General features: G+C 30.9%; 11 protein-coding genes. 3 read left to right on the top strand and 8 right to left on the bottom strand.

Annotated elements, in window-relative coordinates; all coding sequences use genetic code 11:
- The 3 genes from ABMA45_RS09545 to ABMA45_RS09535 all read right to left on the bottom strand — a co-directional run.
- On the bottom strand, window positions 1-970 hold a 970-nt coding region (locus ABMA45_RS09545; RefSeq protein WP_348030247.1), incomplete at its 3' end, for a ferrous iron transporter B.
- A 198-nt stretch (window positions 971-1,168) separates the two neighbouring features.
- On the bottom strand, window positions 1,169-1,390 hold the full coding sequence (locus ABMA45_RS09540) for a FeoA family protein (RefSeq protein WP_022089659.1): 222 nt from the start codon (window positions 1,388-1,390) through the stop codon (window positions 1,169-1,171).
- A gap of 129 nt (window positions 1,391-1,519) precedes the next feature.
- Window positions 1,520-1,732 carry a FeoA family protein gene (locus ABMA45_RS09535; RefSeq protein WP_117909598.1) on the bottom strand — a complete coding sequence of 71 codons (213 nt, stop codon included), beginning with the start codon at window positions 1,730-1,732 and terminating at the stop codon, window positions 1,520-1,522.
- Window positions 1,733-1,951: 219 nt separating this feature from the next.
- Between ABMA45_RS09535 and ABMA45_RS09530 the strand changes: the two genes are divergently transcribed.
- Window positions 1,952-2,317, top strand: coding sequence for a metal-dependent transcriptional regulator (locus ABMA45_RS09530; RefSeq protein ID WP_022089657.1), 366 nt, complete (start codon window positions 1,952-1,954; stop codon window positions 2,315-2,317).
- 179 nt (window positions 2,318-2,496) lie between these two features.
- Here ABMA45_RS09530 and hydF read toward each other — a convergent pair whose 3' ends face one another.
- From hydF to ABMA45_RS09505, 5 genes are all read right to left on the bottom strand, one after another.
- A complete protein-coding gene (gene hydF, locus ABMA45_RS09525; RefSeq protein ID WP_022089656.1) occupies window positions 2,497-3,753 on the bottom strand; it encodes a [FeFe] hydrogenase H-cluster maturation GTPase HydF in 1,257 nt (418 codons plus the stop codon).
- Window positions 3,754-3,780: 27 nt separating this feature from the next.
- The gene (locus ABMA45_RS09520) at window positions 3,781-4,632 is read right to left on the bottom strand and encodes a PHP domain-containing protein (RefSeq protein ID WP_022089655.1); all 852 of its coding nucleotides are present in this window, start codon (window positions 4,630-4,632) and stop codon (window positions 3,781-3,783) included.
- A 33-nt stretch (window positions 4,633-4,665) separates the two neighbouring features.
- The gene (gene hydG, locus ABMA45_RS09515) at window positions 4,666-6,087 is read right to left on the bottom strand and encodes a [FeFe] hydrogenase H-cluster radical SAM maturase HydG (protein WP_022089654.1); all 1,422 of its coding nucleotides are present in this window, start codon (window positions 6,085-6,087) and stop codon (window positions 4,666-4,668) included.
- A 105-nt stretch (window positions 6,088-6,192) separates the two neighbouring features.
- The gene (locus ABMA45_RS09510; protein WP_022089653.1) at window positions 6,193-8,946 is read right to left on the bottom strand and encodes a PAS domain-containing hybrid sensor histidine kinase/response regulator; all 2,754 of its coding nucleotides are present in this window, start codon (window positions 8,944-8,946) and stop codon (window positions 6,193-6,195) included.
- Between the two features lie 551 nt (window positions 8,947-9,497).
- On the bottom strand, window positions 9,498-10,226 hold the full coding sequence (locus ABMA45_RS09505) for an elongation factor P 5-aminopentanone reductase (RefSeq protein ID WP_022089652.1): 729 nt from the start codon (window positions 10,224-10,226) through the stop codon (window positions 9,498-9,500).
- A gap of 515 nt (window positions 10,227-10,741) precedes the next feature.
- On the opposite strand from ABMA45_RS09505, the gene ABMA45_RS09500 reads away from it, so the two are divergent.
- Both ABMA45_RS09500 and raiA read left to right on the top strand, forming a co-directional pair.
- The gene (locus ABMA45_RS09500) at window positions 10,742-12,127 is read left to right on the top strand and encodes a C40 family peptidase (protein WP_022089651.1); all 1,386 of its coding nucleotides are present in this window, start codon (window positions 10,742-10,744) and stop codon (window positions 12,125-12,127) included.
- A 645-nt stretch (window positions 12,128-12,772) separates the two neighbouring features.
- Window positions 12,773-13,309 carry a ribosome hibernation-promoting factor, HPF/YfiA family gene (gene raiA, locus ABMA45_RS09495; RefSeq protein WP_022089650.1) on the top strand — a complete coding sequence of 179 codons (537 nt, stop codon included), beginning with the start codon at window positions 12,773-12,775 and terminating at the stop codon, window positions 13,307-13,309.
- Window positions 13,310-13,639 lie beyond the last annotated feature (330 nt).

Here is a 13,639-nt window from a genome sequence, read left to right as displayed (position 1 = left end):
TTGTTCCTATGCCAAATAAATGCCATCCGTCACCAAATACACCATCGTTAGCCCAGTCAGTAGCCCATGAACCAACTGTTGTTACTGATACAAAGTAAACAACAAACATTACTACTGCAAAGATTGGAAGCGCAACCCATCTGTTAGTTACTACTTTATCAATTTTATCTGATACTGATAATCCCTTCTTTGAAGACTTCTTAATACATTCTCCGATAATAGAAGAAATATATGTATATCTTTCATTTGTAATAATACTTTCTGTATCATCATCAAATTCTTTTTCAAGCTTTGCTATTTCATTTGATACATCAGGAATTTCTGTCATCATTTCACTGATTTTATCATCTTTTTCAAGAAGCTTTATTGCAAAGAATCTTTTCTGCTCAGGAGCAACACTGCTTCCAAGCATATTTTCTACATCTTTAATTACATTTTCAACTTCTAATGTAAATTCATGAACTGCTGTTGAAGCCTGTTTTTTGTTAGCTAAAGCAACTGCTTTTTTTACAAGTGTATCAATTCCTTTTCCCTTAAGAGCTGAAATTTCCACTACTTCGCATCCAAGTTTCTGGCTTAATTTTTCGATGTTAACTTTGTCACCGTTTTTCTCTAATACGTCAACCATGTTAACAGCCATGATTACAGGAATACCAAGTTCCATAATCTGAGTTGAAAGATATAAGTTTCTTTCAATGTTTGTACCATCAACAATATTAATTATTGCATCCGGCTTTTCTGTTATAAGATAATTTCTTGCAACCACTTCTTCGAGCGTATATGGAGATAAAGAATAAATTCCTGGTAAATCGACCAATGTAGCTTCCTTATTTCCCTTGATTTTACCCTCTTTCTTTTCAACTGTAACGCCCGGCCAGTTTCCAACAAACTGATTAGAACCTGTCAAAGCATTAAACAAAGTTGTTTTTCCGCAGTTAGGGTTACCTGCTAAAGCAATTTTAATTGACATTTCTTTCTCCTTTTTTACTATCTTTTTCAAATGTGTAATAATATGCTATTTTGTCATTAGTAAGTCAACTCAAAATTCCAAGCGCAAGTTTTATCATTCTGACCGCAATTCTTTATCACTTACCTTTATTGCATATCACTTACTTTCATTATGTCGTACTCACTTTTATTAGTCATTTCTAACTTGTGGGTAAAAAAATTATTCTACCTCAATCATTTCTGCATCTGCTTTTCTAAGAGATAATTCATATCCTCTTACAGTTACTTCAATCGGGTCTCCTAAAGGTGCTACTTTTCTTACATATACTTCAACACCTTTTGTTATGCCCATATCCATAATTCTTCTTTTAACCGGGCCATCTCCAGTAAGTTTCTTAACTTTCACAGTCTTTCCAACTGCAACTTCCTTTAATGTACTCATTGCTATCCTTCTTTCATATTTCTTTTTTATATGTAAAATTATGATTGTGCACTCTTAAATACCTGCACAACAAAAAAGATTTAATAATATTTAATCAAATAAATAAAACTTTAATTTTCTTTATTAAATCTAAACCATAATTTTATTAGCCATATCTTTTCCTATTGCAACACGTGAATCTTTTACGTTAACAATCATGTTTCCACCCATCTGTGAAACAACTGTAACAGTTCCACCTACTACAAATCCTAAGTTTTCCAAAAACCTTCTTGTTTCTTCCTTACCGCCAACTTTTTTGATAACCGTTGGTTCTCCTTCATTTATCATAGTTAATGGCATCATGTTTCCTTCTTTCTTCTTAAGTAAAGATAAACCTTATTTTTCAACAGTTAGTATATGCTAACGCAAATTAGATGTCAATAATTATTTTACTAAAATTTCAATTTTTTTCTATTTTTTATAAAAATACCTTCGTATTTTTATTCAATATAATTTGAGTAATATTCCACTTTGTGATACAATAACAAAAGACAATACGAGAAATACAAGGAGGTTTTCAACATGATTATTAATGAATCGGCAGAAAATTATTTAGAGACTATTCTTGTTCTTAGCAAAAAACTTCCCGTTGTTCGTTCCGTAGATATTTCCAACGAATTAGGTTTTAAGAAATCAAGCGTCAGCATTGCTATGAAAAACCTTAGAGAGAAAGGTCATATCACTGTTACTGACGCCGGATACATTTATCTTACAGAATCTGGAAAACAGATTGCAGACATGATATATGAAAGACATGAACTCTTATCATCATGGTTAGTACGTTTAGGAGTTCCTGAAGAAATTGCTACAGAAGATGCATGTAGAATTGAGCATGTGATTAGCAAGGAAAGCTTTGCGGCTATAAAGAATCATGTAAAATCACACTAATTATTTTAAACATTTATTATAGTCTTTAATGAGTAAAACCCACATCATTTTCCATTGATGTGGGTTTTACTCATTTATCATATGTGTAGTAAATAACCTAAAACACTACATATAATATTATTTTGGTTATTTGCAGCCTGGTTATAAACTTGTTTTACCCCATTTCTGACAACGAGCCATTATTTTCGTTTATTAGTATTAAATACTTCTATACTTCTTTCAAGAATTCCATTCATATACGCTATCAATGTACCATAATTTGTCATTGGAATTTTATTATCGTTTGCACACTTTAATCTATATTTCATTTCCTTTTCATTTAATGTGCATCCGCCACAATGAATAATTAATTTGTACTCTGACAAATCTGTCGGAAATTCTGTTCCACTTGTAAAATGCAGTTTTAAATCTTTTCCTGTGTATTTTTTTATCCAATTAGGTAGCTTAACCGTTCCTATATCATCACATTGTCTATGATGAGTGCAACCTTCTGAAATTAAAATTCTGTCTCCATCATTTAAATTTTCGATAGTAGCCACACCTTCTACCTGTGTCTTAAGATTTCCTTTATGCCTTGCCATTAATATTGAAAAAGAAGTTAAAAGCATATCATTAGGTGTATCTTTTGCTACCTGTTTGAATACCTGACTGTCTGTAATAATTAATTTCGGTTTTTGTACTAATTTATCTAAAGTAGCAACAAGTTTATCCGGCTGAATCACAATCGTAATTGTCCCAACTTCTAATAATTCTCTTATAGTCTGCTGTTGCGGTAATATAAGTCTGCTCTTAGGTGCTGCTGAATCTATTGGTGTCACTAAAATAACAATATCTCCTTCATCAACTAAATCTCTGACTATCGGATATTCAAATTCTTTTTCCGGCTTTAACGTAGCTATCTTTTCTTTTAATTCATATATATTCTTATTTGCTTTAGCACTTATTCCAATTATTTTATTTTCAGGCACTATTTCTAATAAATTTTTATAAACTTGATTTTCTTTTAAATCTGTTATAATTAAATCTATTTTATTTAAAACAACAATATAAGAAATTTTTCGTTTTTTTATTTCATTTATAAGAGAAATGTCATCGTCTAAAATTTTATGAGACATATCATTATTATTCTTTTCATTTAAATCAATAACTATAACAGCTATATCCGTCTTATTTAACATCTGATAAGTTTTCTGAACTCTTAATTTGCCAAGTTCTCCTTCATCATCAATTCCCGGAGTATCTATTACTACAACAGGCCCTAGAGGTAAAAGTTCCATTGCTTTTAATACCGGGTCAGTTGTTGTACCACAAACATCTGATACAATCGATAATTTCTGACCTGTAATTGCATTAATTACACTGGATTTACCTGCATTTCGCTTTCCAAATATTCCTATATGAATTCGTTCACCTCTAGTTGTTTCGTTCAAGCCCATTATTTTCTCCATTATTTCTTTTAACTGTTAATTATTGTTATCTTTTCCTTTATATTCTGTTTTATCTTTATTTCCTTTTTTATCATTATCAATTATATCTATTCTTTCAATATAACCTTTTTTAAGTTTTCCATTACGCTGGATTCCACGACTCCAACCTCCAAATTTATTATAAATCCAAAATAAATATGTTGTTATTATCTTGGCTTTTCCTAATTTACCTCTTGAAGTATTTTCATATATTTTTCCACCACATTCAGTCTTATTTCTGTGTTTTATATACTCAATCAACTGACTTTCTTTTCTTATTTCATCAGGAATTACTGTGTATGCATATCCTATGCTCTCCGTCTTATGTGAATCACTTCCTGCTGTTCCTGTCAAATTATATTTTTCAGCCATTTCTAACGCTTTATCATTTGCCATTTTAGATTCGCAGGCATTAAACACTTCAATAAAATCAAATTCAGATAAAATGTCCGGATTTCTTTTATAAGCTTTTGAATTCATAAAACTCATAAACTTTTCACCAAATGGATGCGCAGGTCCTAATATTCCTCCATAATTATGAACTATTGGAATAAGCAACTGTACCGGCATTCCTCTAAGTTCCATAAGCCTTAATTTAAGATTCTCCGGCATAATTACAATGATATGTCCTGCATCTAATGTATCATACTCTATTCCTTTAAATACTACAAAGTCCTTGTCAACATTTTTTATATTATGTTTCCAATATCTATACCCATCATAAGAGTCATGGTCTGTTACTAACATACCCCCATAACCCTGAGATTTTAATATATTTATATACTCACTAATTGGGACTTTTCCATCTAGCGAGCCCTCTTTTGTATGACAATGCATATCTATTTTCATATAAACCTCCTAGAGAGGATTTTAACGTTTGTTTTAAAATCTAAAGTCTCTTTTGTTATTATCTTTTATTAATTTTAAATTTTTTATTACAATATCCTTCACTTTTTCATTAGGAATATTTTCAATTTCTTTATGAATTAAATTTTCGCCTATTTCTTTTGTTTCAGATGAAGCATAATCCATTAAATACTCCTGTAAAGTCATTAATGCATTTGGTAGACAACAGTTCTGTATTTGACCGCTTTTACATAAAGACATAAATCTGTCACCTGTTCTGCCTTCTCTATAACAGGCTGTACAAAAACTTGGTATATAATCCATTTTCATAAGCCAGTTAACCACTTCATCAAGACTTCTTGTATCAGTTACATCGAACTGACTTGAATTTTCTTCTTCAGGTTCTGCTTCAAAATATCCGCCCACACTTGTTCTTGAGCCACCACTAATCTGAGAAATTCCAAGATGTAATACTCTTTCTCTTGTCTTCTGACTTTCCCTTGTAGATACAATCATTCCTGTATATGGAACTGCAATTCTTATACATGCAACAATCTTTGCAAAAATATCGTCACTTATTCCATTTGAAAATGATGACTTATCTATATCATCTGCATCGCAAATTCTAGGTACACTTATAGTATGTGGTCCAACTCCAAAGACGGCTTCTAAATGTTCAGCATGCATTAATAATCCTGCAAATTCATATCTGTACTTATCAAGTCCAAATAATACACCAAGACCTACATCATCAATTCCACCTTTCATTGCTCTGTCCATTGCTTCTGTATGATAATTATAATCACTCTTTGGTCCTGTCGGATGTAATTTCTTATAGCTTTCCTTATGATAAGTCTCCTGAAAAAGTATATAAGTTCCAATTCCTGCTTCCTTTAATAATCTGTAATTTTCAACAGTCGTCGCAGCAATATTAATGTTTACACGTCTGATAGCTCCATTTTTGTGTTTTATACTGTATATTGTTTTAATGCACTCAAGATAATAGTCCATTGTATTATTAACAGGATCTTCTCCTGCCTCTAGTGCTAATCTTTTATGTCCCATATCCTGAAGAGCTATTACTTCTTTTTTAATCTCTTCCTGTGTAAGTTTTTTTCTGGCAATATGCTTATTCTTAGCATGATAAGGACAGTATACACATCCGTTAACACAATAATTCGACAGATAAAGTGGAGCAAACATTACGATTCGATTTCCATAAAAGTCTTTTTTTATCTGTTCAGCAAGTTTAAACATTTCATTGTTTTTATTTTCATCTTTACATGCTAACAATACGGACGCTTCCCTGTGGGATAGTCCTTTTCTTAATTTGGCTTTTTCAAGAATCGAATCAATAAGTTTTATATTATTTTTATTTTCATCTGCATATTTAATTGTATCTAAAATTTCTTCATGATTAATAAAGTCATCTGCCGATTTTGATGTTATATCGTACACTTTTATGTCCTTCTTTCCTGTAATTATACATCTTTCTTTTGTTTATTCATCATTTTGACGATTAAATTTATAAAATATTAATAATTTACATTACATATTCTATATCTATTTTTTTAATTTACTTTTAGCAATTTCTTCTAAAACCTTTTCCATTTCTATTGGTTTTGTTAAATGAGCATTCATTCCTGCATCAATACTTGCCTTTATATCACTTTCAAACGCATTTGCCGACATTGCAATTATTCGTATTGTTTTTGCATCGGCTTTATTCAATTTTCTAATTGTTCTTGTAGCCTCAAGACCGTCCATTACAGGCATTTGAATATCCATTAAAATTGCATCATAATATCCTAAATCAGATTTTTCAAATGCCTCAACTGCTTCTTTTCCCTCAACTGCAGTTTCCACAATTATTTTCTCTCTTTCTAAAAGAGTCTGTGCAATTTCTCTGTTAATTTCATTATCTTCTACAAGTAACACTCTCATTCCCGAAACATTACTATTTTCCAACTGATTTTCATCATCTTCATTATATTTGTAACTATATTCTGTCTCAATTATAAATGTTGTTCCCTTACCAAGTTCACTTTCTATTTTCATGGTAAATCCCATCGCATCTACAATTTTTTTAACAATATATAGTCCAAGTCCCGTGCCTATAAGTTCTGATGAAAATTCATTTCTCTCCTGCATAAAAGGCTCGCCTATTTTCTGTACAAATTCTTTGCTCATACCACAGCCTGTATCACTGATTACTATTCTTTCCTTTGCAGTCTTATCATCTACATTAATGTTTTCTATTTTCCAGGTTATCTTTCCACCCGGTTTAGTAAATTTATAAGCATTGTTTAAAAGATTAATAATCATCTGCTGTACACGCATTTTATCAATGTAACATAAAACTTCTTTATCTTTTTCTTTTTTGATAAAATTAGGATAAATAAATTCTATATTTTTTTCTTTCATTAATGGACTCATCATTGAAACAATAGGTTTAACAACGTTATACATACTGCACCATTCCGTATAAAGTTCAAATTTGTCATTTTCAATACGGCTTACATCTAATATATCGTTAATAAGTCCTAACAGATATTTACCTGACTCATTAATCTGGTCTATTTCTTTTGCTATAACTTCTCTTTTATCAACATCATCTTTAGCAATTTCGCACATTCCAATAATAGCATTCATAGGTGTTCTTATTTCATGACTCATTCGTGCCAAAAACTCGCTTTTAGCTTTAGCTGCCTGTTTTGCCTCTTCTAGCGCTTTTGCTAATCTCTCGCTATTTTTTCTTTCTTTTTCATAAATATCCGTAACATCTGTTACCATGAATAAAATTTCATTTTTATTTACGGCAGAATCTAAATATTGAAAATGAATTTTCTTTCTTCGTACTCCTTTTTCAATGTTAGATGTTATATTATGATAAAAATAATAATTGTCATTTTTTTTCAATTGCTTTTTAATATTATCTAACGCATATTCTTTTCTTGCCGTTTCACGTTCTTCTTCTACAATATTATTATTTATAAATGTATATATTTCATCTGCAAAAAGATTCTTCTTGCGTATTTTCATTTCGTCATATGTGTTTCTATAATTAAAAATCATACTTTGACCATTGATTGTATTTATCAAACCTATACAATCATATTCCGTATGCATACACTTATCCATTATTGATTTTATAGTATGACTTTCAGTCACATCCTGTATATACACAAATTCCATAATTTCAGAAGTAATGGGATTGTTTAAAATTTTAGCAACAATCTTAACCCATTTAATCTCTCCATCTTTCATTACAATCTGAACTTCAGAGTCAATATTTTCTTTTCCATTATGGTATTGCATTATAATGCTTCCGGCTGAAAATTTATTTCTTATTTCTTTTTTTACTTCATCAGATAAAATTAATCCGATAAAATATTCAACAGCAGCTTCACATGATGTGTTTTCATTTACAACATCATCTGTCGAATTAGCATAATTGTTTTTAAAGTTACTTCTTTCAATTCTGTTTTTAGTAAGATTTATCTGATATGAAGCAATTATATCCTGTGACATTTCCTCTCTTGTTTTAAGTTCTGCCTGATATATTTCTAATTTTTTTTGTTGCTTTAATATGCTTTCAGTTTCATCAACAAAATATACCATGTATGCATCAATATCATTCCATAAATAGCTTTTTGTACCCAGACTATAATATCTGTTATTTCTTTTAATATGTATCTGTCTGTAAGCCTGAGAAGTTAATTCATTTATTTCTTTCTCGCTAAATATTATTCTCTCAGCCGGTATTAATTCATACACACTCTCTCCAATTACATTCATATCCTGAGGGATATTTTCTATTTTCTTCCACTCAGCATTTGCATATAATATTCGTCTTTCCTTTTTCTCTGCTACATATGTTGCAACCGGAGATTCATCTGATAATTTTATATACAAATCTAATTCATCTGACAACTTTGTACATGCACAATAAAAAACAGGACATCCATCCTCTTCTCTAATCTTTGAAGCGACCAAATTAATCCACTGAACATTTCCCGTGGCTGTATAATATCTATATCTTTCATCTACTTCATTATCACTTTGTATTTTGCATAAAATACTCGTCAAAAACTTTTTTCTATCTGCCTCATATATAATATCTATAACATTTACCCCACTATCAAGATAACGTTGTAATTCATCATGCGTTCTTCCTGATAATTTTGCAAATGCCTCATTAAAATAGAGACATTCTATATTGTTTTCAACTACTTTTACAATTATTATTCCACCCGGAATTGAATTTAACAGTGTTTCATTAATAATTGATTTTTCCTGTTCAATATTTTGTTTCATATAATTTCCTCGTTATATAACTCTTTCCGAACTGTGCCTTTTTATTATTATACGACTGATTCTTTTTTCTTTCAATGACAGGTGATATTTTGCGATATGATTTTTAAATACAAAAACTTATACTTTCATAATTTTATAAATAAAAATATCAATCTATTTGATGGTCTTACGTGAGGGTTTGTGATATTAACTAAAGGCATTTGTCACCGCCGGTTCAAATTGACAGCGGATTTTGCTTAGAACCAAAGGTTCTAACAGTTTCTTAATTGTGAGGGTTTGTGATATTAACTAAAGGCATTTGTCACCGCTGGTTCAAATTGACAGCGGATTTTGCCTAGAACCAAAGGTTCTAACAACAAAATATAGCTGGAGATTTAGAACTGCTGCGAGTGACAAGCAGCGCAAGCGTTATTTAGTTAATATCACAAACCCTCACAAAACCGGAATACATCTGTGGGAATCGTTATTAAGTTAATATCACAAACCCTCACAATTAAGAAATCTAATAATTAGAAAATCAACGTAACTTTAAAGTGCATCATAGGAGTTTTTTATATCCATCCACCATCAACAGTGATAATCTGACCGGTTAAATAATCACTGCCATTTACTAAAGAGAGTGCAGTCAATGCAATGTCTTTAGGAGTTCCAATACGTCCGGCAGGAATATCGGTTACAATTTCATTGATATCATCTGAAGAAAGGTGGCTGTTCATATCAGTATCAATAATTCCACATGAAATGGCATTAACCTGAATATTTGAAGGCGCGAGTTCTTTAGCTAAAGCTTTTGTAAAAGAATTAATTGCACCTTTAGTTGCTGAGTATGCGACTTCACATGAAGCACCGACATTTCCCCATACAGAAGAAATGTTAATTATTTTACCTGAATGGTTATGCAAAAAATGAGGAACCAGTTCTTTTGACAAAAATATAGGCGCTGTTACATTTGTATTCCAAATATAATTCCAATCGTCAATTGATAAATCCTGAATTAATCCAACAACAGATATTCCTGCATTGTTAATAAGAACGTCAACTGAAATATTATTATTCTTTAAAAATTTAATTAAATTAGATATAGTTGACTGCTTTGATAAATCACCCTGAAACAGGAAAATATTAACATTATATTTTGAAAGCTCATTTTTTAAAGAACTTAGGGTGTCAATATTATTGTGACAGGTTGCTACGATATTAAAACCATTTTGAGCAAAGATAATTGCAATTTGTTTGCCGATTCCACGGGAGGCTCCCGTTATTAAAACTGTTTTATTCATAATTAATATAATATCAGTAATGAAAAATTAGTTATATTAAAACTTCAATGTATTGAAAAATATAAACGTATAAAAAGTTTTTACACAGAAGTATAAAAAGTTTGTATTTATAAAATTTTTTATGTTAAAGTATTTCAAAACATTAAAACTTTTCCATAGTTGATAAAATCCTTCCTAAAAACTATTATCAACACAATAATAACACATATTTAATATAAATTAATATAGATATAGTAAATTTAGAATAATATAAATTAATATTTAGATATTAAAATACAATGAAATAATTTGCCACAAAATTGATTTAATTTGTTCACAAAAAGCAAATAGATAACTGGTAATATATAAAATTGTTGTAGGAAGCATTATGAAAATGACACTTATTTAATGCACTATTGATAGTGTAATAGTGGCATGAATTGTCAAAGTATCTTTGTTGACAATAATAGACAGTGTTGTTATAATGTACAACGTAATAATTTTGTAATAAATAGTGAAAGTACACGGAGGTTTACATGAAGCACTATAGAAATATGACAGCGTTAGCGTTTGGAGTATTAGCAGGAACAGCAATTTTTGCAGGTGGAAAAACGGTAGCGGCTGACACATTAGACACTGAGATTGCAGGTGCTGGAATTGCAGTTGCGTTGAATGATTACACAGCAGGTGTTGCAACAGAAGCAGAAACACAGGCTACAGATATTTCAACTTTAATTCCACAGCAGTCGGCAGAAGAAGCACAGCAACAGGCAGCTCAGGCAAGTAAAGATAAGGAAAACAAATATTTTGAGGATATTGCAATTACATCTGTAACAGGTGATGATTACGTAAACGTAAGAAAGAAACCTAGTACTGAAAGTAAAGTTGTTGGTAAAGTATACAGCAATTGTGGCGCAGTTATTCTTGAAACAACAGAAGACGGATGGTACAAAGTCAGATCCGGAAACGTAACAGGTTACATAAAAGCTGATTATTTTGTAACAGGTTCAGAAGCAGAAGATTATGCATTGGATGCAGGTTATGTTATTGCTAATATGAATGACACAGGTATTCGTGTTAGAACAAAGCCTACTACAGAATCAGAAGTTGTGACTAACGTTTACCAGAATGAACATTATGTTATTAAGAAATTTAGTAAAGATGGATCATGGGTTAAGATTAAGATGAAGAAACCTGATGGCGAAGGAAGTATGAGTGGTTGGGTTTCAGCAGATTTCGTTGATGTTACAATAGATATGGATACTGCGATTACACTAAAAGAAGAAAAGGCTATGCAGGAAGCAATTTTAGCTGAACAGCAAAGAGAAGCAGAAGCAGCTCAGGCAGCTATAGATGCACAGCAACAGGAACAACAGAATCAGAGTAATACATCAGTTAATTATAATTCAAGTAGTTCAAGTTCAAGTAGTAGCAGTTCATCAAGTAGCAGTAGTTCATCAAGTAACTCAAGTTACAGTAAACCTGCAACAAGTAATAGCTCAAGCTCAAGCAGTTCATCAAGTAGCAGTAGTTCATCAAGCAGCTCGAGTAGCTCAAGCTCATCAGGTAGTGCTGCTGCAGTTGTAGCATATGCTAAACAGTTCTTGGGCAACCCATATGTTTATGGTGGCTCAAGTTTAACAAATGGAACAGACTGCTCAGGATTTACAATGTCAGTATATAAGCATTTTGGATATAGCTTGAATAGATCATCATATACACAGGTATACAATGGTGCAAGTGTATCAACAGGAAACTTACAGGCAGGTGACTTGGTATTCTATAAATATGGTGGAAATTCAATTAGCCATGTTGCTATTTACATAGGTGGTGGACAGATTATTCATGCATCTACAGAAGAAACTGGTATTATTATCAGTGGTGTAGGTTCACCTTGTGCAGCAAGAAGAATTATGAACTAAGAATAACATATAAAATAAGACCGAATTTTTCGGTCTTATTTTTTTGGCTCTTTGTCAAGCGTGGGGGTAATCCGAGTTTATACCAGGCTGTTAATAACATTAACAGCCCATGTTTCTTTTTAGTTAAATATGTTGGTAATTAGGGAGTAAAAAAGTAAATTGTTTTAGAATTTCGAAATTAATTCTTAAAGTATTAATCCGCACTGAGAAAATGGTTCATAATATTGGAAAAAAGTCAATAAAAAAATAGTGAAAATTACCAAAGAAAATCATTTTTATTACTAATACACAAAACAGACGTTCTTTTACGCCGTAAAACAAAATACGACATGAATCAACAAAAAATAATGTTAATAGTGTTAATAACTAGATTGATAACTTGTTTTAAAGGGAAAAATGCCAAAAGAATATGTTAATAACTCAAATAATGGAGGAAAATGAATGTTAATAAGTTAAGGTGTCAAATTGTGCAATTTATACAAAAACATATGTCGAAAAAGATGTATGGAAAAATAGTGTAAATTTGTTAATAAAATAACACAAAATAAATGTGAAAAACTTGTAAATAAAGTTTGCTTTTCGCTTGTTAAATCTTATGATTATATGGTATAATTAATCCATCAGAAACGGAAAGGAAGTGGTACCATGAAAATTAAAATCATAGGTAGAGGCATTGAGATTACAGACGGATTAAGACAGGCAGTAGAGGACAAACTTAGCAAGCTTGAGAAGTATTTTGTACCAGATACAGAGATTATTGCCAGACTCAGTGTTGAAAAGGACAGTCAGAAGATTGAGGTAACAATTCCAGTAAAGGGAACTATTATTAGAGCAGAGGAGGAAAGCAGCGACATGTACGCTACAATCGATTTAGTATTAGAAACGATTGAGCGCCAGCTTGTTAAACATAAAAATAAACTTGTTGACAAGAAGAAATCATATAAAGAGTTATTTACATCAGAATTTATAGATGCAGATTACGAAGATGAAGAAGAAACAATAAAGATTGTTAAGAGTAAGAAATTTGGAATTAAACCAATGGATCCTGAAGAAGCTTGTGTTCAGATGGATATGCTTGGACATAATTTCTTTGTTTTCCTTAACTCAGAAACGGATGAAGTAAACGTTGTTTACAAGAGAAAAGGAAATACATACGGATTAATTGAACCGGAATTTGATTAAGATAGTTAAATAAATATTTAGATAATTATAAAAAGGAACTGCAAATGGTAAATGCCATTTGCGGTTCCTTTTTTGGCTCTTTGTAAAGAATGGAGTAAACCAAGTTTATAACCGGGATGCTAATAACATTCACAACCTCGAACTTTTCTTTTGCATACAGAAAACTAAGATTACAAATTATAAACATTGGATGCATTAAATGTTTATTAAGTAATATGGTGCAAGAGATTAATTAAAGAATAGAATCAAAAGCAATAGAACTGTAATATAAATATAAAAATATTTTTATGAACATATAATAAATATTTAGATGTTAAAAACGATTCAAAA

This window comes from Eubacterium sp. CAG:156, assembly GCF_000434315.1.
Taxonomy (GTDB): domain Bacteria; phylum Bacillota; class Clostridia; order Lachnospirales; family Lachnospiraceae; genus Eubacterium_U; species Eubacterium_U album.
The sequence above is the reverse complement of the archived record's forward strand: the minus strand, read 5'-3'. Positions and strand labels throughout refer to the sequence as shown.

Bases quoted from the DNA above. Each gene is read 5' to 3' on its own strand.
- ABMA45_RS09540 (WP_022089659.1), bottom strand. From the start codon at position 1,390: ATGAGTACATTAAAGGAAGTTGCAGTTGGAAAGACTGTGAAAGTTAAG.
- ABMA45_RS09535 (WP_117909598.1), bottom strand. From the start codon at position 1,732: ATGATGCCATTAACTATGATAAATGAAGGAGAACCAACGGTTATCAAA.
- ABMA45_RS09530 (WP_022089657.1), top strand. From the start codon at position 1,952: ATGATTATTAATGAATCGGCAGAAAATTATTTAGAGACTATTCTTGTT.
- hydF (WP_022089656.1), bottom strand. From the start codon at position 3,753: ATGGGCTTGAACGAAACAACTAGAGGTGAACGAATTCATATAGGAATA.
- ABMA45_RS09520 (WP_022089655.1), bottom strand. From the start codon at position 4,632: ATGAAAATAGATATGCATTGTCATACAAAAGAGGGCTCGCTAGATGGA.
- ABMA45_RS09510 (WP_022089653.1), bottom strand. From the start codon at position 8,946: ATGAAACAAAATATTGAACAGGAAAAATCAATTATTAATGAAACACTG.
- ABMA45_RS09505 (WP_022089652.1), bottom strand. From the start codon at position 10,226: ATGAATAAAACAGTTTTAATAACGGGAGCCTCCCGTGGAATCGGCAAA.
- ABMA45_RS09500 (WP_022089651.1), top strand. From the start codon at position 10,742: ATGAAGCACTATAGAAATATGACAGCGTTAGCGTTTGGAGTATTAGCA.
- raiA (WP_022089650.1), top strand. From the start codon at position 12,773: ATGAAAATTAAAATCATAGGTAGAGGCATTGAGATTACAGACGGATTA.